The 20,019-nt window shown below is 44.4% G+C and carries 18 protein-coding genes; 15 read left to right on the plus strand and 3 right to left on the minus strand.

The window, feature by feature from the left end:
* Window positions 1-15: 15 nt before the first annotated feature.
* From LROSL1_RS01015 to relB, 10 genes are all read left to right on the plus strand, one after another.
* Window positions 16-684, plus strand: coding sequence for a Crp/Fnr family transcriptional regulator (locus tag LROSL1_RS01015; protein WP_017261259.1), 669 nt, complete (start codon window positions 16-18; stop codon window positions 682-684).
* Window positions 685-700: 16 nt separating this feature from the next.
* A complete protein-coding gene (locus LROSL1_RS01020; protein ID WP_178913419.1) occupies window positions 701-1,918 on the plus strand; it encodes an NAD(P)/FAD-dependent oxidoreductase in 1,218 nt (405 codons plus the stop codon).
* 47 nt (window positions 1,919-1,965) lie between these two features.
* A complete protein-coding gene (locus LROSL1_RS01025) occupies window positions 1,966-3,795 on the plus strand; it encodes an aryl-sulfate sulfotransferase (RefSeq protein ID WP_178913420.1) in 1,830 nt (609 codons plus the stop codon).
* A 414-nt stretch (window positions 3,796-4,209) separates the two neighbouring features.
* Entirely contained in the window at window positions 4,210-5,157 is a 948-nt protein-coding gene (locus LROSL1_RS01030; RefSeq protein WP_017261256.1) for an L-lactate dehydrogenase, read from the plus strand.
* Window positions 5,158-5,504: 347 nt separating this feature from the next.
* Window positions 5,505-6,890 carry a class II fumarate hydratase gene (locus LROSL1_RS01035; RefSeq protein WP_178913421.1) on the plus strand — a complete coding sequence of 462 codons (1,386 nt, stop codon included), beginning with the start codon at window positions 5,505-5,507 and terminating at the stop codon, window positions 6,888-6,890.
* Window positions 6,891-7,130: 240 nt separating this feature from the next.
* Window positions 7,131-8,549 (plus strand): anion permease, encoded by a 1,419-nt coding sequence (locus tag LROSL1_RS01040; RefSeq protein ID WP_152323483.1) that lies wholly within the window; start codon window positions 7,131-7,133, stop codon window positions 8,547-8,549.
* 311 nt (window positions 8,550-8,860) lie between these two features.
* On the plus strand, window positions 8,861-9,106 hold the full coding sequence (locus tag LROSL1_RS01045; RefSeq protein ID WP_017261254.1) for a type II toxin-antitoxin system Phd/YefM family antitoxin: 246 nt from the start codon (window positions 8,861-8,863) through the stop codon (window positions 9,104-9,106).
* A complete protein-coding gene (locus LROSL1_RS01050; RefSeq protein WP_017261253.1) occupies window positions 9,099-9,260 on the plus strand; it encodes a hypothetical protein in 162 nt (53 codons plus the stop codon). Before LROSL1_RS01045 ends, LROSL1_RS01050 begins: the two co-directional genes overlap by 8 nt.
* Before the next feature lie 329 nt (window positions 9,261-9,589).
* Window positions 9,590-10,510, plus strand: coding sequence for an aldo/keto reductase (locus tag LROSL1_RS01055; protein ID WP_178913422.1), 921 nt, complete (start codon window positions 9,590-9,592; stop codon window positions 10,508-10,510).
* A gap of 82 nt (window positions 10,511-10,592) precedes the next feature.
* Window positions 10,593-10,841 carry a type II toxin-antitoxin system RelB family antitoxin gene (gene relB / locus LROSL1_RS01060; protein ID WP_017260628.1) on the plus strand — a complete coding sequence of 83 codons (249 nt, stop codon included), beginning with the start codon at window positions 10,593-10,595 and terminating at the stop codon, window positions 10,839-10,841.
* A gap of 210 nt (window positions 10,842-11,051) precedes the next feature.
* Here relB and LROSL1_RS01065 read toward each other — a convergent pair whose 3' ends face one another.
* Together LROSL1_RS01065 and LROSL1_RS01070 are read right to left on the minus strand one after the other, a co-directional pair.
* A complete protein-coding gene (locus tag LROSL1_RS01065) occupies window positions 11,052-11,336 on the minus strand; it encodes a bacteriocin immunity protein (RefSeq protein WP_178913423.1) in 285 nt (94 codons plus the stop codon).
* A 63-nt stretch (window positions 11,337-11,399) separates the two neighbouring features.
* Entirely contained in the window at window positions 11,400-12,341 is a 942-nt protein-coding gene (locus tag LROSL1_RS01070; protein ID WP_178913424.1) for a sugar-binding transcriptional regulator, read from the minus strand.
* A 240-nt stretch (window positions 12,342-12,581) separates the two neighbouring features.
* Here LROSL1_RS01070 and citC point away from each other — a divergent pair, with 240 nt between their 5' ends.
* From citC to LROSL1_RS01095, 5 genes are all read left to right on the plus strand, one after another.
* Entirely contained in the window at window positions 12,582-13,640 is a 1,059-nt protein-coding gene (citC, locus tag LROSL1_RS01075; RefSeq protein ID WP_178913425.1) for a [citrate (pro-3S)-lyase] ligase, read from the plus strand.
* Window positions 13,630-13,923 (plus strand): citrate lyase acyl carrier protein, encoded by a 294-nt coding sequence (citD, locus tag LROSL1_RS01080; protein ID WP_178913426.1) that lies wholly within the window; start codon window positions 13,630-13,632, stop codon window positions 13,921-13,923. Before citC ends, citD begins: the two co-directional genes overlap by 11 nt.
* Window position 13,924: 1 nt before the next feature.
* On the plus strand, window positions 13,925-14,839 hold the full coding sequence (gene citE, locus LROSL1_RS01085; RefSeq protein WP_017260633.1) for a citrate (pro-3S)-lyase subunit beta: 915 nt from the start codon (window positions 13,925-13,927) through the stop codon (window positions 14,837-14,839).
* The gene (gene citF / locus LROSL1_RS01090; RefSeq protein ID WP_178913427.1) at window positions 14,829-16,367 is read left to right on the plus strand and encodes a citrate lyase subunit alpha; all 1,539 of its coding nucleotides are present in this window, start codon (window positions 14,829-14,831) and stop codon (window positions 16,365-16,367) included. The genes citE and citF overlap by 11 nt, the downstream gene beginning before the upstream one ends.
* A gap of 505 nt (window positions 16,368-16,872) precedes the next feature.
* Window positions 16,873-17,763 (plus strand): LysR family transcriptional regulator, encoded by an 891-nt coding sequence (locus LROSL1_RS01095; RefSeq protein ID WP_017260635.1) that lies wholly within the window; start codon window positions 16,873-16,875, stop codon window positions 17,761-17,763.
* A gap of 262 nt (window positions 17,764-18,025) precedes the next feature.
* Here LROSL1_RS01095 and LROSL1_RS01100 read toward each other — a convergent pair whose 3' ends face one another.
* Window positions 18,026-19,876, minus strand: a complete 1,851-nt coding sequence (locus tag LROSL1_RS01100; protein ID WP_225440541.1) for an FAD-binding protein — start codon at window positions 19,874-19,876, stop codon at window positions 18,026-18,028.
* Window positions 19,877-20,019 lie beyond the last annotated feature (143 nt).

The following is a 20,019-nucleotide window of genomic DNA, read 5'->3' on the forward strand; positions in this document are numbered from 1 at the left end:
GTGGTATTGAAGAATATGGAAGATATAAGAGCTTTGCAATCAAATCAATTATTTAGAAGCTTTGATTTTACGGCATTCAGAACGCTATTGGCAAATATCCCTTTGCAAAAGGAAACTTATAACAAGGACGAAATAATAGTTGAAGAAGGAGCAGAAGTACAACGCGTCGGTTTTGTTTTAAAAGGTGCTTTGCGTGTTACTAACTACACGGCAGAAGGTCTTGAACTCAATAATTCATATTTTTTTGGATCGGAAATGTTTTCGGAATATCTAGTGTTTTCTCATGCAAGATCCTTTGTTTACACCTTAGTCTGTGCTGAAAATTCAGAAGTTGTATGGATGAATGCAAATCAATTTCGCACCTTGGTGCATCAGAACGCGAATCTCTCGCAAGCAATGATCTATTACATGTCATGTCGAGGTTATCGTGATCAACTGCTTTTAAGGTGTATCGGGTACAAAACAATTCGTGAACGATTGGCCTTCTGGCTACTTGGCATTCATCAACGTGATGGTGATAGTGTTCCAATCCCATTTTCACAGCAGATTCTTGCCGATATTTTGCATGTCAGTCGAAGTAGTTTAAATCACGAGTTAAAACAACTCTCGGAGGAACGTATTTTAACCTATGAGGATCAACATTTGCATATTATAAATCGGGATGCATTAAGTGAATTGCTATAAAGAGGAGATGGCATGAATGAGTGATGAAGAATATGACCTAATTATTGTTGGTGGTGGTCCTGGCGGAATGACGGCCGCCATTTATGCCGGGCGTGCAGAATTAAAAACGTTATTGATTGAAAAAGGTAGTTTTGGGGGACAGATCACAGATAGCCTAGATGTTGAAAACTTTCCAGGTAGTCCACATCTGTCAGGCCAAGCATTAATGGATCGATTTAAGGAACATGTTACACAGTCCGATTCAGTTAGTTTGCTAACTACTCGCGTTAGTGGCGTTGAAGCTGCCGCAAATCATAGACAAATTGTTCATACTCGACGGCGAGGCGATTATACTGCACGAGCAGTAATTCTCGATGTGGGCGCCAAACCACGTCAACTAGGAATTCCAGGCGAAGCTGAGTTTTCAGGCAATGGTGTTTCCTATTGTGCGACTTGTGACGCTGAATTTTTTAAGAATCAACATGTATTTGTCCTCGGTGCTGGAAATCAAGCTATTGAAAATGCAATTTTGCTAACTAAATATGCATCGAAGGTATCTGTAGCCGTTATGCACGATGAAGGTATTTTAGATTGTAATGAGGTTGATCGCCGTGAAGCTATGGCAAATAACAAGATTGAGTTTATTTGGAATTCAACACTGGCATCCATTAATGGTGAAGATTCCGTTACTAGTGTCACGGTTCGTAACATTTTGACTGGTCAGGAACATGACGTAGATGCAACCGGCGTATTCTCGTTTGTTGGTATGGTTCCACAAACAGACTTTTTGCCTGATACTTTGGCCAGAGATGTGCACGGCTATATTAAAGTAAATCGTAATCAAGCTACAAATGTGGCAGGAGTATATGCCGTTGGTGACTGTACGGATACACCACTTCGACAAGTTGTTACTGCTTCCGGTAATGGTGCAGTTGCTGAGGTCAACGTTGAACGATACTTGAAGGAGACCGCACAACTGGAGAAGATTATGGGCGACACTAGTGGCAATGAAGCCGTAATGTTCTACTCGCCATACGATGATGAATCTGTCAAACGTTTGGAGCATATCGAGGCGCTGTTAACGCCACGCTATAAAGTTAATCTTGATGACATAACATCGCAAGCATTGCTCTATCATCAACTAAATATTGGTTCGGATTTTGCAGTTGCACTGTATCAGCAGGGACACCTCAAGCAAGTCGTGGATTTAACACAGGGTTCAGCAGAGAGCAAACTTAGTCCAGTCCGTCAGTAAAAATACAATTAATGAAACTAAGAATATAAAAAAGGAGTGTATGAATTATGGGCCAGCCTTTAGTATTTCCAATGGGAACAGTCATTTATAAACCAGATAAGGCATGGAACGGATATACAGTCGTACCAACAATTAACGACGGGATTTTGATGTTCGACATGAACGGTAATGAGATTCGCCGTTGGAACTTTCAAGGTATGCCACCAAAGCTATTACCAGGTGGTCACCTCATGGGAAATTCAGGAATGCGTTATCCAGAGAATGGTATGCAAGATGGCGTTAATTTAGTTCAAATTGACTACGATGGTAAGGTTGAATGGCAATTTGATCACTTTGAAAAAATTGATGATCCAGGTCATGATCATCGCTGGATGGCACGTCAACACCACGATTATCAACGTGAAGGCGCCAGCGTTTACTATTCTCCGAACGATCATCCGGCAATTGATCATGGTAAGACATTGATTTTAGCTCATCGGACAATTCATAATCCTGCAATATCCGATAAAAAATTGTTGGACGATATTGTGTACGAAGTAGATTGGGATGGCAATATTATTTGGAGCTGGAGCTGTTCTGATCACTTCAATGAATTTGGATTTGATGAAGCAGCGAAAAATATCTTGTCTCGTAATCCCAACATGCGTGAGCCAGATGGTGGCGTTGGTGACTTCATGCACACTAATTGTGCCAGCTATTTAGGGCCTAACAAATGGTATGACCAGGGTGATGAGCGATTCAAGCCAAACAACATCATCATGGATTCACGTGAATCCAACATTTTGTACATTGTGGATCATGATACTGGACATATTGTATGGAAGTTGGGCCCAGATTATACACACGATCCGAAAGCAGCAGCAATTGGTCAAATTATTGGTCAACATGGATTGCACATGATTCCCAAAGGGTTACCTGGTGAAGGGGACCTTCTACTGTTTGACAACGGTGGTTGGGCCGGATACGGTGTTCCGAACCCTGGCAGTAAAGATGGTTCAAAGAATGCATTGCGTGATTACAGCCGGGTACTGGAAATTAATCCAGTTACGATGAAACTTGTTTGGAGTGTGACGCCAGAGAACATGGGTGCTGTAATGCCCGTGGACAGTAGCAAGTTTTATAGTCCCTATGTGTCTGATGTTCAACGTTTGCCAAACGGCAATACAATGATTGATGAGGGGGCCGACGGGCGGATTCTTGAAATCACCAAGGACTACGAGGTTGTTTGGGAATGGATTTCACCTTACTTCACTCATAACGATGATGGACCTCGGAATAACATGATTTACAGGGCTTACCGTTATCCTTACAGCTATGTACCACAAGAGCCAAAACCAAATGAAGTGCCAATTGAGGCGGTCGATAATACGACATTTAGATTGCCAAATGCTGGCAAAAAGGGTGCGAAGACGGTGGTGGATGTCGACGGCACGCTACCATACTATCCCGATGTGGCTCTTTGTGTGGCAACTATTGATGAGTCAAATGAAATGCAGGCTAAGAAAAAAACCGTTCACCTATTTGATGTTGATCGAAAGGTCTTTGAAGAAATCAATCAGGATGGTTTCAATTCCGAAGTACTGAACGGAAAGAGTGATAAGCCACAACTCGTTATGTTTGGTGCTGAACGATGTCCGCATTGCAAAAAGGTTCATCCACTCTTAGAAAAGGCCTTTAAGGAAGACTTTCCAGGCGAATTTAAGGTTTATTATACTAATGTCGATAAGAATCCGAGCCTGACGGAGTCCATGAGAATTACTGGTACACTTGTCGTTGCTGTCTTTCAAAATGGCAAGGAGATCGAACGGTTCCGCGGAGAACTGGACTATGATGGAATTTGTGACTTTCTTGATGAGGCTTTGACTGCAAAGGCCTAGAATAGTACAAAAAATGACTTTGAGTTTCGAGAAATGTAAATATCGGTTTAGAGATGACACTGTTATTTTGATGGTGCCATCTCTATTGTTTTAACTAGCAATTTACATGTTAGTGAAACATAGCCACCGCCTAGCGTAACGGAAACTAAAGCACACTTCAAAAAGTGCATCACCTCACATTATCAAACGTAATCACCATCTTTACACTTGACTATAATCTAGTCGACAGGTTACGCTACTCCTGATCGATTTGCAGATGATAGTGATGTGATCGATGATTAACCGCCGTTTGAAATGGCCGCCCGCTACGCTTTACCGCCATGAATTGTAGTGAGAATGGTCGATTGAATTCGTGTTCTACAACACAATGACGATAAAAACGAATTGCCCTTGATAAAGAAAGGAAGCAAAATTTTGGCTAATCAAATTAAACATACAAAAGTTGTTCTTGTTGGTGACGGGGCTGTTGGCTCCTCATATGCATTTGCAATGATGCAACAGCAAGTTGCCGATGAATTAGTAATTGTTGATATTCAACAAGATCACATCAAAGGGGATGCCCTTGACTTAGAAGACGTTCAGCCTTTTACGTCACCGTTGGATGTCCATGCTGGCAGTTATGCCGATGCTGGTGATGCCGACTTAGTTGTCATTACTGCCGGTGTTCCGCGTAAACCGGGTGAAACGCGCTTAGACCTTGTTAACAAGAACATGAAGATCTTGGAATCCATTGTGACACCGGTCGTTGACAGTGGTTTCAAGGGGACCTTCATTGTGTCTGCTAACCCTGTTGATGTGTTGACCGCCGCTACACAACGTTTGTCAGGATTCCCGAAGAACCGAGTTATCGGGACTGGGACGTCCTTGGATAGCAGTCGTTGGCAAGTTGCTTTGGCTCACAAACTGAATGTCGATTTGCGCAGTGTTAATGCGGATATTCTTGGTGAACATGGAGATAGCGAATTTGCTGCCTATTCTGCTGCGACAGTTGACGGCCAGCCATTGTTGGATGTTGCCAAGAAGGCGGGCGTTTCACAGGCTGAACTTGAACAGCTGGAACAAGAAACGCGAACCAAGGGTGGTAGTATTATCAAACTAAAGGGAGCCACATTCTATGGTGTCGCTACCAGTTTGATGACATTGAGCCGGGCAGTATTACACAATGAAAATATTGTGTTACCTGTTGGTGCACCAGTTGATGGGCAATACGGATTGTCCGATATGTACATTGGCACACCGGCATTGATCAACGAAAATGGAATTGCCAAAGTTCTCGAAGTACCGTTGACTGATGAAGAGCAGGCCAAAATGGTCGCTTCAGCCAAACAGTTGAAACAAGTGCTTGATGATGCAATGAACTAAAAATGATTTCAATGAAACGTCGCCGTAGTTGGTGACGTTTTTTGCTTGCAAGATGAAGTTTGTCGAAAAAAGTTTTGTAAACACCATATTCGTTTTGACTTTCACAATAACTGCGAGCCAATGCAAATGAGTGAAAACAAGTGTTTACAGTAATTGTGAAGCACTCAACAGCAAGCTATTAATGTTTTTAATGGCAACCGCTTCGTTTGACTATAATTAGTTACGCTTAGTAGACTTAGAAGCGTTAAGTGAATGAGGTCACAAACTGGATTAAACGTTCCACCGACCTCGCTTTTTATTTGTTTATGTTTGTTACTAAATACACAAAGAACTGGAGGCACATTTTGATGTCAGATTATCGTGTTGAAGAAGATACCATTGGGCCAGTTAAGATTCCTAGCGAAGCACTATGGGGACCACAAACCGAACGGAGTCGCAACAACTTCCCAACAGGGCAATTCATGCCAATTGCAATTATTCGCGCCCTGTTACAGATCAAAAAAGCTGCTGCCGAAGCCAATCAGGAATTGGATCAAATTAGTGCAGAAAAAGGTCAACTCATCATTCGCGCCATCGATGAGCTACTGAGCTTGAGCGACGAAGACTTACGTAAGGACTTTCCACTTCGTGTTTATCAGACAGGTTCTGGTACGCAAACGAACATGAATACAAACGAAGTCGTGGCCCACGAAGCTGCTAAGCTGGATGACTCAATTGAAATCCTTCCTAACGATGACGTGAACCATGGTCAGAGTTCAAACGACATTTTCCCAACGGCGATGAACATCACTGCTAGTGTTGCCGTTAAAGAATTGGAAGAATCTGCACAACACTTGATCGCCGAGTTGAAGGTTAAGCAGGACAAGTACTGGCGGACAGTTAAGATCGGCCGGACTCACTTGCAAGACGCAACGCCATTGACGTTTGGGCAAGAAATCAGTGGTTGGGTCAGCATGTTGGAACATGACCTTGGCTACTTGAAGAGTTTAGATGGCACATTGCTTGAATTAGCGATGGGTGGTACCGCGGTTGGTACTGGTTTAAACGCTGCGCCTGGTTTCGCCGATGACATTGCTGCCCGGATGAGCAAAGTCTACGGACCTGCTTTCACGGCTAAGACAAACAAGTTCTATGGCTTGGCTGCACACTCCAACCTTGACGTTGTCCACGGTGCAATGAAGACCTTGGCTGCTGATCTGATGAAGATTGCTAATGACGTGCGTTTCTTAGCAAGTGGCCCACGTGCTGGCTACGCCGAGTTGAACATTCCTGCTAACGAACCTGGCTCATCAATCATGCCTGGTAAGGTTAACCCAACCCAGGCTGAAGCGATTACGATGGCCGCCGTTCGGGTAATGGGTAACGATGTCGTTGTGACCATGGCTTCTTCACAGGGTAACTTCGAAATGAACGTGTACAAACCAGTACTGATCGACGCTTTCCTTGAATCAGCTGAATTGTTACGTGGCACGATGACCGGCTTTGCTGACAAGATGATCCATGGTTTGACAGTTAACGAAGAACGCATGGAAGAATTGGTCGACAATTCATTGATGACGGTTACGGCTTTGTCACCACACATTGGGTACCATGACAGTGCCAAAATTGCTCAGCAAGCTGATCAAGACGGAACCACATTACGTGTTGCTGCCTTGAAGTCTGGCAAAGTTACTGCTGAACAGTTCGACGAATGGGTTAATCCATTGAAGATGACGAACATCGACCGTAAGTAAACGACAGTCGGGTTTCGCGTCTGAACAAAGCACTATTAGTATTAAAAAAACATTTCTTGATTAACAATGCGTTGCACAACTCCTGAAGACTAGATGTCAGGGGTTGTCTGCGCGTTTAGGGATATACAAATATCCATGTTGGTTAGGTTGGCGCTGACATCGCAAGATGCACGCACCTTAGAATGTGAAGAAACGGCCTTCGTCGATTAAGCGTCGGCGGGGACACGAGAGGGATAAAACATGAAGCTTGAAAACGTTAAGTACAAAAATTTTCTGTGGCCAGTGTTAGTTGGACTGATCATTTGGTTCCTTGCGCCAATTCGGCCAGACGCTGTTAGTTTAGCAGCTTGGCATATGCTTGCCATCTTCGTTGGGACGATCATTGCTTGTATCACTCAGCCAATCGCAATTGGTGGGGTTGCTTTAATCGGGGTTACACTGACAGTCCTGCTGGGCATCGTGCCAATGAAGGATGCCACAACGGCCTTTGGTAACAACACGGTTTGGTTGATCGCGATGGCTTACTTCTTGTCACGCGGGTTCATCAAGACTGGTTTTGGTCGGCGGGTAGCGCTGATCTTCGTGCGTTTGTTTGGTAAACGGACGTTAGGTTTGGCTTACTCGCTAGTCGGTGTTGACTTGGTTACTGCCCCCGCAACACCAAGTAACACGGCCCGTGCCGGTGGGATTATCTTCCCAATTATCGAATCACTAGCAACAACGTTTGGCTCTCATCCTAAAGATGGGACTGAACGTAAGATTGGTTCGTTCCTTGTTTATACCGAATTCCAAGGGGACATCATTACTTCAGCAATGTTCCTGACTGCGATGGCACCAAACTTGGTTGCCGTTGCAATGGCTGGTAAAGCTGGCGTTCACATTACGTGGATCAGCTGGTTCATCGCCGCTCTGGTGCCTGGGATTATTAGTTTGATTTGTGTGCCATACATTATTTACAAGTTATATCCACCAGAGGTTAAGGAAACGCCAAACGCCAAGGACTGGGCTGACAAAGAATTAGCTGACATGGGACCAATGAGCACGCCTGAAAAGATCATGATGAGCGTCTTCTTGATTGCCTTGCTGCTTTGGATCGCTTCAAGTTTCATCGGTTTGGATGCAACCTTGGTTGCCTTTATCGCAGTTTCACTGTTGTTACTGACGGGTGTGTTATCCGTTCAGGACATCCTGAAGGAAACAGGTGCTTGGAACACATTGATTTGGTTCTCTATCCTGATTTTCATGGCAAACGAACTGACTCAATTAGGTTTAATTAAATGGTTATCTTCATCAATCGGCACGGCGCTGCATGGTGTTAGCTGGATGATGGTGCTGGTCATTCTGTTTATCTTCTACTTCTACACACATTACTTGTTTGCTTCTGGTACTGCCCACGTTACGGCAATGTACGCTGCACTATTGGCTGTTGCTTTAGCTGCTGGGGTGCCTCATATGTTAGCGGCAATTATGTTGGCCTTTGCAGGTCCACTGTTTAGTTCTACTACCCACTACGCAAGTGGTCCGGCCACAGTGCTGTTTGGTTCTGGCTTCGTGAAGCAGTCCGACTGGTGGCGTCTAAACGCCATCCTAGGTGTCTTCTACATCGTCGTATGGCTAGGCGGTGGTCTGCTTTGGACCAAAGTACTGGGTATGTGGTAATAGAAAAGTGAGCGTGAGCAGGCCGGGTTTGACCCCGAGCAATAACATGGAGGTGAAGAATTCGGTGGTTTTCCGAATAATTCAGCTTCGGGTTATGCACAGGGGTTAGGCCTGCGAGCGCGTTATGGCTATGTATTAATAAAGAAGTTATCCAAAATCTTTTGAACTTAATACCAATCAAGAAGAACCGAAATCGTGTTTTTGACGATTTCGGTTCTTTTCGTCCAATGAACCTCAACTCAATCTGCTGGAAATTTGCAGCATAACGATACTACAATGCTGTTATATGAGTAAGCAAGGAGGCAACAGCGATGACAAAATCACTTCCAATGTCGGCATTGCGAAACTATAATAACGTGTTTGATGAAGTGCGCGATGGCACAACAATTCGTTTTACGAAAAACGGTAAAGACGCGGGCGGCGTCTTGGTCAATACGCAAGAGTGGGAACATGTACAAGCTGAAATAAGGCTTTTAACAGAATTAAATAGAGCGGATCGTAACTTTGGTACAGTGATTTCTCATGATAAGTTCCGTCAGAAGCATCGACATGAATAATGCCTATACGCTCTTTTTTTCTCAGTATTATGACGATGATCATCAACAAATTGAATCGAGTTTGGCGATGTTTGGCTATCAACGTGCGTCGATCAACATGATCTTAAACAAGATTGATCGTACTATCGATCTCCTGCAAAGCAATCTATTCTAGGACCTAGATTAGATAAAAACACAACGATACCAAATAATTACAGATATTTAGCGAGTGGGGACTATTTACAGTTTTATCAAGTCTTTCCAGAGACTAAAACAATTCGTGTTTATCGTCTCTTGAATGTACATACTGATTACTTAGCAACACTGGGCTTAAATTAATTCGGGTAAATGTTCCCAGAAGACGCACTATGCCAGTGAGAAGGTATTTGTCGAAGTATATAAACCGGCTATATGGCAGTCTGAGCCCAATCAAATTGTTTTACCTTCACCGCAAACTCCCTTATGATGACCGTGTATATATCACAGCAAGGAGGACGTTTACACATGGCAAAAACAGTCACAATCGGCAAAAGTAACGTTTCGACAACTAAGTTAGGTTTAGGGACAAACAAAGTCGGGGGTCATAACCTGTTTCCTGGTTTAAAGGATGAGGATGGTGCGGCTGTCGTTAAGGCAGCTTTAGACAGTGGCATTACATTACTAGACACAGCATTTATGTATGGCCTTGGCCGGTCAGAAGAAATTATTGGCGACGTTTTACAGAACTACGATCGCAGTAAAGTTGTCCTGGCAACAAAGGCTGCTCAAGACAGCGACAATGATTTAAAGAATAACAATACCCCGGCATTCCTGAAGAAGTCCGTTGATATTGCGTTGAAACGTTTGAAGACTGACTATATTGATATCTTCTATATTCATTTTCCAGATGAAACGACACCAAAGAACGAGGCAGTGGCGGCGTTAAACGAGGTCAAACAAACTGGCAAGATCATGGCAATCGGTGTTTCCAACTTCAGTTTGGACCAGATCAAAGAAGCTAACAAAGATGGATTAGTCGATATTGTGGAGGACAATTACAGTCTGGTTCACCGTGAAGCAGAAAAGGAATTGTTCCCATATCTTGAGGATAACAAGATTTCGTTTGTCCCATACTTCCCACTAGCATCTGGTTTGCTGACTGGTAAGTACGGTCCTGACGATGCGGATAAGTTCAAACAATTCTCAGCTGAACAATATCAACTGATTATGAAAGGGTTGGATGTTGTCCGCGGGATTGCTGACAAGCATGACGCGACTGTCGCTCAAACGATTTTGGCATGGTACATCGCCAATCCGGCTGTTGGTGTTGTGATTCCGGGTGCTCGCAAACCTGAACAAGTCGACAGTAATGCGAAGGCGTTGACCGTTGTCCTTTCTGATGAAGAATACAAAGCAATTGATGACGCATTTAGTGCGTTTAAATAGAGCATAGTGAAAAAGTCTTTCGAATAAGACTTTTTTCTTACTATTTTTGGACAATGTTTTACAAAGGCGAGGGACAGTTTATATGAAAAATGTGCAGCGCAATGACACGACAATAACGATTAGGATTGCAAAAAATGATAAGGCCTTTTTAGAAGCGTATGCTAACTCAAAAGGAATTGGCGTCGGTAAATTTATGCGCGACTTAGCTTTAGAAAAAGTAGAAGATGAGTATGATTGCGAAGCGTTTATTGAAGCTGAAAAAGAATTTAAAAAGGATTCAGTCGTTTATTCTCAAGAAGAAGTGGAAAAAGAGCTGGGATTTACTGACTGATAGAGCTCAATGACAATAAGCATTTTAGGCTGGTTTATACAGAAAAAAAGTGAACGAACATCGTTTCTAAAACGATAGTCGTTCACTCTTTTGTGTTTTAATAATTTTTCAAAGAAATAATCTAGATTTTTGGTATTATTCAACTAATTCCGTGATGGGACACGCTGTGCTTCATCGTTTTGACTCACATATATCTAGCAAATTGCACATTCAGTTGATGATAAACGGAACGACATTGGTATTACCATAGTGCGTCTTATGGTCTAGATCATGGTACAAATCGTGTAACGCCTTTGGGACTTGGTATTGGTGGAGAATCGCGTATTTTGAAATATCTGATCTGACTTTAGCCACAATTACATCATCGTTGCCATTGTTATTAAGCTGTTTAGCATAGCCCAACAACATGTCGCGAAGTTCTGGAATTGCTTGAATTTCATCGTCTTGATAGGCTTTGTCAATGTCGTTAAAAACGGCCGTTTGTGATTTATTCATAATACGTCACATCCTAATGGTTTAATATACAAAACATTATACATCGATGCGTCGGAATTGACGTTAATCCATTTCCAACAGAACACGATTGGCCACGGCTTCGTTGGTGATGACGTCCGTCAAAAAACCACCACGTAGAGCGCCAAGTAAAGCGCGACTCTTGAATTTGCTCTTCACAATACCGACACGGCGGGGAACCGTTAGTAGTTCGTCCATTGACACGCCCATGGTTTTATCATGATTATTCAGTAAATTACCGTCCACGTCATATGGCCGTCCAAACAGCACACCGGCAATCTGTTGATCATCAACGTTTTCAAATAGGTCACTGAAATGCTGCTTCCAAACGGGGATGGTATTGATTGAGGCAAGTGTGCCAATGCCGGCAAACACCATGTCCATTCGGGCTGCGGACGACAACGCTGGCACTAAGGCAGGTTCACTTTGTAAAGTTTCACGAATCTCATCGTTGTTGACATAAAGCGGCGCTGGTAGGGTGACGTACTGGGCGTCAAACTTGGCAGCCGCTTTCTGGACAAGCGGCACTGTACTGGCGGCCGTGTTCAGCTTTAAGTTTTCACCAACAAACTGTGTGAAGATAAGGTTTTCGCGGACTTCCGTTTGAAACCGGTCAATGATGTTCCATACGGTGTCACCCCACGTCATCCCGACAACGTGACAGTGACGGATCAGTTCCTGAATTTCAGCCGCAGCAAAGTCAATGACGTTCGCCGAGTCTTTGTCCGGTGAGTCACTATCTTTTAGGATCATCATGTTGCGGATATTGAATTTTTGCTTAAAGGCAAGCTCCATTTCGACGTTGCGGGAAACAGGTGTATCGATACTGATTTTGACCAACCCTGAGGCCAGCGCCTCATCCAGGGATTTACTAATGAGGTAACGACTGAGGTGGTATTTTTCCGAGATATCTGTAATAGGCAGTTTGGATAGGTAATAATCCTGTGCGATCCCGGCTAATTGTTCACGGTGTTTGACATCATCCATGTGCGGTTACTCCGTTCTTTAGACTTCTATTGTCTATCTCATCACAGAATTTTAAAAAATGCAAGTGTACTTTAAAATGTACAAAAGATTAAATTGACGTTTTTAAGTATTTAAAAAATCGGCTTTCAATTTGCAATATTAACACGAGCCGAGTAAAATAGCACCTGTAGAACACGATATCTGGTTCGTTACTTTTTCATGGCATGTGACGAACTGCACGAAAAGGGTGGTACATGGCGAATGAATAATGAAATTGTTGATTTGCACTTGAATGACCCACAGGTTCGCAAAACGTGGGAGGATTTTCTGACCTCGTTAGGCATTACGGATTTTCAGTCGCAAGAAACAAATGCAATTGACTTCACCCTTGGCATTTACGAAGGGGACAAGTTAGTGGCGACAGGGTCTGCTGCCGGGAATATTTTGAAATACATCGGCGTTTGCAATAAAGGCGTCGATCAAGGGTCACGGTTTAACACAATTGTCTCTGCGCTCATCAGCCGTTTGTTCCAACAGCAGGTATTCCATCTGTTTGTCTTCACTAAGCTCAAGTACTCCGAAAGCTTCCAACATGTCGGGTTCCATGAGCTAGCGCATTCAGATGTTGCCGCATTGTTGGAAACTGGGGACAGCAGCATTGATGATTATCTCGATGCGATTCCGCGCGTAGCCGACCAAACGAACAAGCGGGTGGCTGGCATCGTAATGAATGCCAATCCGTTTACTCGGGGGCATCGTTATTTGGTCGAGCAGGCAGCTAGTAAAAATGACGTCGTTTATGTTTTTGTCGTTAACACGGATGCTTCTCTGTTCACAACGGCCGAACGGTTTGAACTGGTCAAACAGGGAACAGCCGATTTAAAGAACGTCATTGTTGTGAATGGCGGCGACTACATGGTGAGTTACGCCACGTTCCCGGCTTACTTTTTACAGACACCCGATCAGCAAGTTGATTACCAAACGACCCTCGATGCGCGCATTTTTCGTGATCGGGTTGCACCGGCGTTAAACATCAAGACCCGTTACTTAGGAACGGAACCGCTGTCGCGAACGACTGGGATCTATAACCAGGTTTTGCAACGTGAACTTCCGCCGCAGGTAGCTGTTAAAATCGTCGATCGAAAAACGACCAATGACGGGACGATTGTCACCGCAACAGCCGTTCGTAAGGCAATTGCAGATGATCAACTTGATTCATTAGCTGCCTTGTTACCACCTAGCACGACTAACTTTATTAACCAACATTTAGACTCACTACAGTTTCGCATCAAGAAAGGAATGAACATTAATGGAAATTAAGCAGACCGCACTTGCGGGCACGCTGGAATCTTCCGACATTCAAATTATGTTGTCGAAGGGCACAGACGGTATCACCATTGATTTGGAATCGGACGTTGAAAAACAGTTTGGCGATCAAATTCGTAAGGTGATTACGGATACACTAGCTGAATTCGATATTGGTAACGTCAAGGTCAAGGCTGTCGACAAAGGTGCTTTGGATTGTGTTATCAAGGCACGGACGATTGCCGTTGCCCAACGCGCATTACAAACTCAAGATCAACCAGCATGGGAGGCATTCTAATATGGCTGAAACTGAAGAACGCTTACGCCGGACAATGATGTTTGTTCCCGGTAATAACCCCGCAATGGTTAAGGATGCCGGTATCTACGGTGCTGACTCCATTATGTTTGACCTTGAAGATGCTGTTTCGATGGCTGAAAAGGATGCCGCTCGTGCATTAGTTTACGAAGCCTTGAAATCACAAGACTACGGCAATGCTGAACTGGTTGTTCGCATCAATGGTGACGACACACCTTATTACCACAATGATATTAAGGCAATGGTTAAGGCCGGCATCGACGTTATCCGTTTGCCAAAGACTGAAACTGCAGACATGATCAAAACGTTGGAAGCAGATGTTTTAGCTGCTGAAAAGGAATTCGGTCGTGAAGAAGGCTCAACCCACTTGATGGCCGCTATCGAAAGCGCTAAGGGTGTCTTAAATGCCCCAGCAATTGCTGCCGCTTCTGACCGCATGATCGGGATTGCATTGTCTGCTGAAGACTACACAACCGACATGAAGACACACCGTTACCCAGATGGTGCCGAATTAGAGTTCGCCCGCAACATGGTTCTGCATGCTGCTCGTGCTGCTGGCATTGCTGCGTTCGATACTGTCTTCACCAACATGGATGATACTGAAGGATTCTACCGTGAAACGCGGTACATTCACCAACTTGGTTTCGACGGTAAGTCACTGGTTAACCCACGGCAAATTGCCATGGTTAACGAGGTCTATCAACCAACTGCCAAGGAAATCGCCAACGCCAAGAATGTTATTAACGCCATTGAAGAAGCTCGGATCAAGGGCTCCGGTGTTATCTCGATGAATGGTCAGATGGTTGACCGCCCTGTTGTTCTTCGTGCACAACGGGTTATGCGTTTGGCAAAAGCTTCACACTTAGTGGATGAGGAGGGCAATACCATTGAAAAATAATGTAAATCGCGAATTACCAGATGATGTGATGAGCGCCTTAGACTACCAACCCTACCAAACGACAAACATTGGTAACCCAGATATCCAACGGGTTGCGCCAAGTGTTCACGTTCAAACGGGTGACGACAAGTTAGTCGACTCCATCGAAGACGTTGTTAAAGCAACGGTTAAGGATGGCATGACCATTTCATTCCATCACCACTTCCGTAATGGTGACTTTGTGTTTAACAAGGTGATGCGGGTTATCATTGATGCTGGCATTAAGAATCTAACATTGGCACCATCTTCACTGACTGGTGTTATGAACGACATGGTTATCGAAGCCATCAAGGCTGGTACGGTAACCAACATTACGAGTTCAGGGATGCGGGGTTCATTAGGTGACTTCGTGTCACACGGTAACTTGAAGAACCCAGTTATCTTCCGTTCACACGGTGATCGTGCCCGTGCGATTGAACATGGCGACATTAAAATTGACGTTGCGTTCCTTGGTGTGCCAAACGCCGACAAGCTAGGTAATGCCAACGGGATGGACGGTAAAGCTGTTTTTGGTTCATTAGGCTACGCTTTGATGGACGCACAGTATGCTAACAAAGTGGTACTGTTAACGGATAACTTGATGCCATATCCGAACACGCCAGCTTCAATCAGACAAACACAAGTTGACTATGTGGTTCAAGTGGACCAAGTGGGTGACCCAGACAAAATTGGTTCTGGAGCAACTCGTTTCACAAAGGATCCTAAGGAATTGAAAATTGCGTCAACAGTTAATGATGTGATTGTTAACTCCCCATACTTTAAAGATGGCTTCTCATTCCAGACTGGTTCTGGTGGTGCTGCCTTGGCAGTTACCCGTTACCTGCGTCAGGCTATGATTGACAACAAGATCAAGGCATCGTTTGCTTTAGGTGGCATTACCAAGCCAACGACAGACCTGTTAAACGAAGGCTTGATTGACCGCGTGATGGATGTGCAGGACTTTGATAAGGGTGCTGCTGATTCCATGCACACCAACCCTAAACAACAGGAAATCGACGCTTCATGGTATGCCGATCCTGATAACAAGGGTGCAATGGTTGATCAACTGGATGTTGTTATCCTGAGTGCTCTGGAAATTGACACGAAGTTCAACGTTAACGTTATGACTGGTTCAGATGGTGTCATTCGTGGCGCCGTTGGTGGTCACCAAGATGCTGCGACTGCCAAACTGACGATTATTTCTGCACCGTTAGTGCGTGGCCGAATTGCAACGGTTGTGCCAGATGTTACGACGGTTGTAACGCCTGGTGATTCCATTGATGTTCTGGTTACCGAATACGGTATCGCCATCAATCCTAAGCGTAAGGACCTACAAGAATCATTAGGTCATTTAGCTGGTGTGCCCGTGTACACAATCGATGAATTACAAAAGATGGCTGCTGCCAAAGTTGGCACGCCAAAACCACTTGAATTTACCGACCGCACTGTTGCCCTCGTGGAATACCGCGACGGTAGTGTGATTGACGCGATTCATGAGGTAAAAGATTAGAGAGCGTGAACACCCCGGTTTAGAGCCGGGCAATAACATAAAACAAGCGTTGTAAAGGTGAACTTTCCTTTGCAGCGCTTGTTTTGAGTTATGCACAGGCTCGTGGGGTGTGAACGCGTTTTGGCTATGTAACAGTGTCAACCCACCATGTTTTTGGGCAGCACCTCACGTTTCGTCACCCAAGGACGCCGTTCCATGGGACCGGGTTCAACCTGCTAGCGCAGTTTTCGCCCTCGATTCAAAGCCGAAATGCACGTCTTTGAATTCGTCCAGCAATTCTAAGCGGCTGAACTCGCCGCCAAGAATTGCTTTCACGGAACTCTGTCCTTAGCTGACTGCACGCCACTTGCGGACAGTTTTACAGAGTTGACGCCTAACTTTTCCACGAAACTGTGTACAAAATCGCATTTTCCCACCCGCTATGCGAAATGGCTAACCGACATTTGAGAAGTATGGTAGTCTTTAGATATTGTGATTAACATTCAACGGAAGGGGCGCAAACGACGTGAACACGCGCGACTTGGCCTATTTTTCATCATTAGTAGAATTGAGAAACTTTACGGTGGTTGCTAGCCGTTTCAATGTAAGTCAGCCGACCATTACGGTGGCGATTCAACGGCTGGAAAATGAGTTTGGCGCGCCGCTGGTTCAACGTGATCGTGCCCATAATAAACTGGCCATTACGCGTGCGGGAATCTTGCTGTATCAACGTGCTCAACGCATCTTAAAGGACTTAGATCTAGCACATAGTGAGGTTTCTCGCGCCAATCAATCGACCATTCAGTTTGGCATGCCACCAATTATCGGCACGATGTGGTTCCCATTAATTGCAGGTCAGTTGTTTTCAAAAGGGCTGTTAAATTACACCCAAACGTTGGAAGTTGGCTCTGATCAATTGTTGAAGGAGTTAGAGTCCGGCAAAATCGACGTCGCGCTGCTCGGATCGGTTCGTCCACTTCATGAAGAAAATCTTGATATCACATTATTGGCATCGCATCCATTTAAAGCAGTTGTCAGCAAGGAACATCCCTTGGCAGATGCTGGACATATTTCGTTTGAACAATTGGCGCGTGATAATTTTATTACAATGACCGGGAAGTTTGTTCATCCACAGGCGTTGAAAGCCTACAGTGAATATGCTGGTTTTAAACCGAATGTCATTTATAGCACGCCAACGTTGTCGCTAATTAAAGGGTTGGTCAGGGCTAATTTAGGTGTTAGTTTACTGGTTGACGATGCCGTTCTGCCTAGCGACGACGTGGTTGCGTTGACGTTGGACGATCCATTACCTGAGCGGTTTAACATGTCGCTAGTCGTGCGCAAGGCCTTTTTGCCGAACAAGATTCAGCAAGAATTCATCAGTACACTATTTGCGCTCAAACAAACGGTGGCGTAGAGGTCTAACAGCTTAAATGCTGATGGCCCTCCGACTATAAAGAACTGAATTGGCTACTGAACATTTATGTATGTTCAGTAGCCAATTTTTTATAGTTATCTGTTATAGGAGTGAAGCGGACCAGAGACTGGTCCCACGGAACGGCGTCTCTGGTCGGCGCGACGGCATTATATTGGCGTTACACTAACCAGTAATAAATCGAAACCGCCGCAGCACTCTTCATTGAGTATTGCGGCGGTCTTTTAGACTAAAAATCGGAAAATTAATGAGTTACTTTTGAGAGTGCATCCTTTACGGCGTCTTTAATAGCGCGGCTAGATACCGATGCACCCGAAACAGCGTCAACATCATAAGTGTTGTTAGCGACCATGCGTTGAGGCAAAACCTTCACAGCCTCGCCGCCAACTTCACCGGTTTCGCTTTGTTGCACGACCTCAACATTCTGCAAGCGATCACTATTATAAGTGATGCGAACGACGACCTTGCCACCGATACCGGTTGAGCTGCTACCAAGATATTGGTTGGCACCAACTTTGATATCTTGAGGCGTTTCGTCAGAGACTAGGTCGTTACTACCAGTTAATGTGGGTTTACTTTCGGTTTGGCTAGCACTAGTAGAAGCATCAGTTGCAGATGCGGCTGTTGTATCGCTACTATCAGATTTTGGTTTAGCCGCATTTTCACCGGCAATTTTTCCGAAAATCAAACATTCTGCAAGATTTCCGCCGCCTTGATACTGGTTAGCTGAAATGCCACCCAGTTCACCAGCACCGTACAAATGAGGAATTGGTTGCTGATTGGCGTCCAAAATCTCGGCATTGACGTTACGACGTGGACCACCTTGTGTATTTAACACGTCATGAGTTAGTTCAATGGCGTAGTATGGGCCGTCATCAAATGGTCGCATGGTTTTAGGATCACGATTGAATGCATAATCTCTGCCCTGTTTGGCAAACGTATTAAAGTCATTGATGGTCGCGGATAAGATTTCAGGATCAACATTGATCTTATCTGCTAAAACCGCTAGAGAATTTGCGCTTTCGAGGTCGTCTAAAAATTCAGGGTATGGCAGTTTCTCTGCATCTTTAAATTGATTATACTGAGCTTGGTCAAAGACTAGGTATGGGTGGACGTTGGTCCGTGGAATTCGCCATGTGCCGTGGTCATAAATGTGGCCGTGACGGTTCGGTTCATCTTCTTTAAAGTAACGGCTACCATCATCTGCAACAGTAATAATACTACCGGAAAACATGCTGTCACCAGGTGTAAGCAACAATCGAGCCCGTTCGCCTTGTTTAGGCTTGAATGCCATACCACTGAGAAAACCAAGTGCTTCGTAATTATTCATATGCCACATATCGGCACCGACTTCCTCAGCCATACGTAAGCCATCACCACGGTTGTACAAAGTACCTAGTACGCCAAGATGACTGGCACCTAAGTAGTCTTGAATATCTTTTTGGCTGTTTTCAAAACCGCCAACAGCTAGTACGACACCATTCTTGGCTTGAATATTGTATGTGTGTCCTTGACGTTTGATTTGTGCTCCTGTAACAATTTTGGTTTCTGGATCTTGCAACAAATGCAATGCTGGTGACTCAAGCCAAACGTCGATTTTATCAGCGCGGTCCATAACTTTTTGGCGTAAAATTTGCCAAAGTGCGGCGTCGAACATGCCTTTATGAACTGTTGTGAAATCGTATGAATGGACACCTTCATATTCCGGGTATTCAAACACTGCTTTATCCAAAGGCAATGGTGCAATCTTTGCTAAATCTTTCTTAGCACTGATTGGTTCAACACCGAGGTATTTGCGGACATAGTCACGCATGTGGACCATACCGTCGACATAAGTATCAATCATTTCTTCGTCAAGTTTCATCGGTGCTGTTAATGCTTTGTAGTATTTTTTAGCTCCGTCAAAATCATCACCAGTACCAAGAAGCTGGGCAGAATAACGGGTGTTACCACCTTCATGTCCGTTTGGGGCAGCATCAGTTAGCAAAACTCTGGCACCAGCATCGGCTGCAAAACGTGCGGCAGTGGCACCAGCTCCACCAAACCCGAGAACAATCGTGTCATATGTTGCGTCCCATGAAGTTGCGTTAGTCATCAATGTCATCCTTTCAAATCCTTGTGCAGTTATTAACAATAACCACATTATCTAACCGATAATATTGAAAGTGAAATGCCAAAATCAGACGTGGGCTATTACAAAACAGTAATGATTTAGCACTTATCATGATAAAATAAACG

Source organism: Furfurilactobacillus rossiae, assembly GCF_013394005.1.
Classification (GTDB): Bacteria; Bacillota; Bacilli; order Lactobacillales; family Lactobacillaceae; genus Furfurilactobacillus; species Furfurilactobacillus rossiae.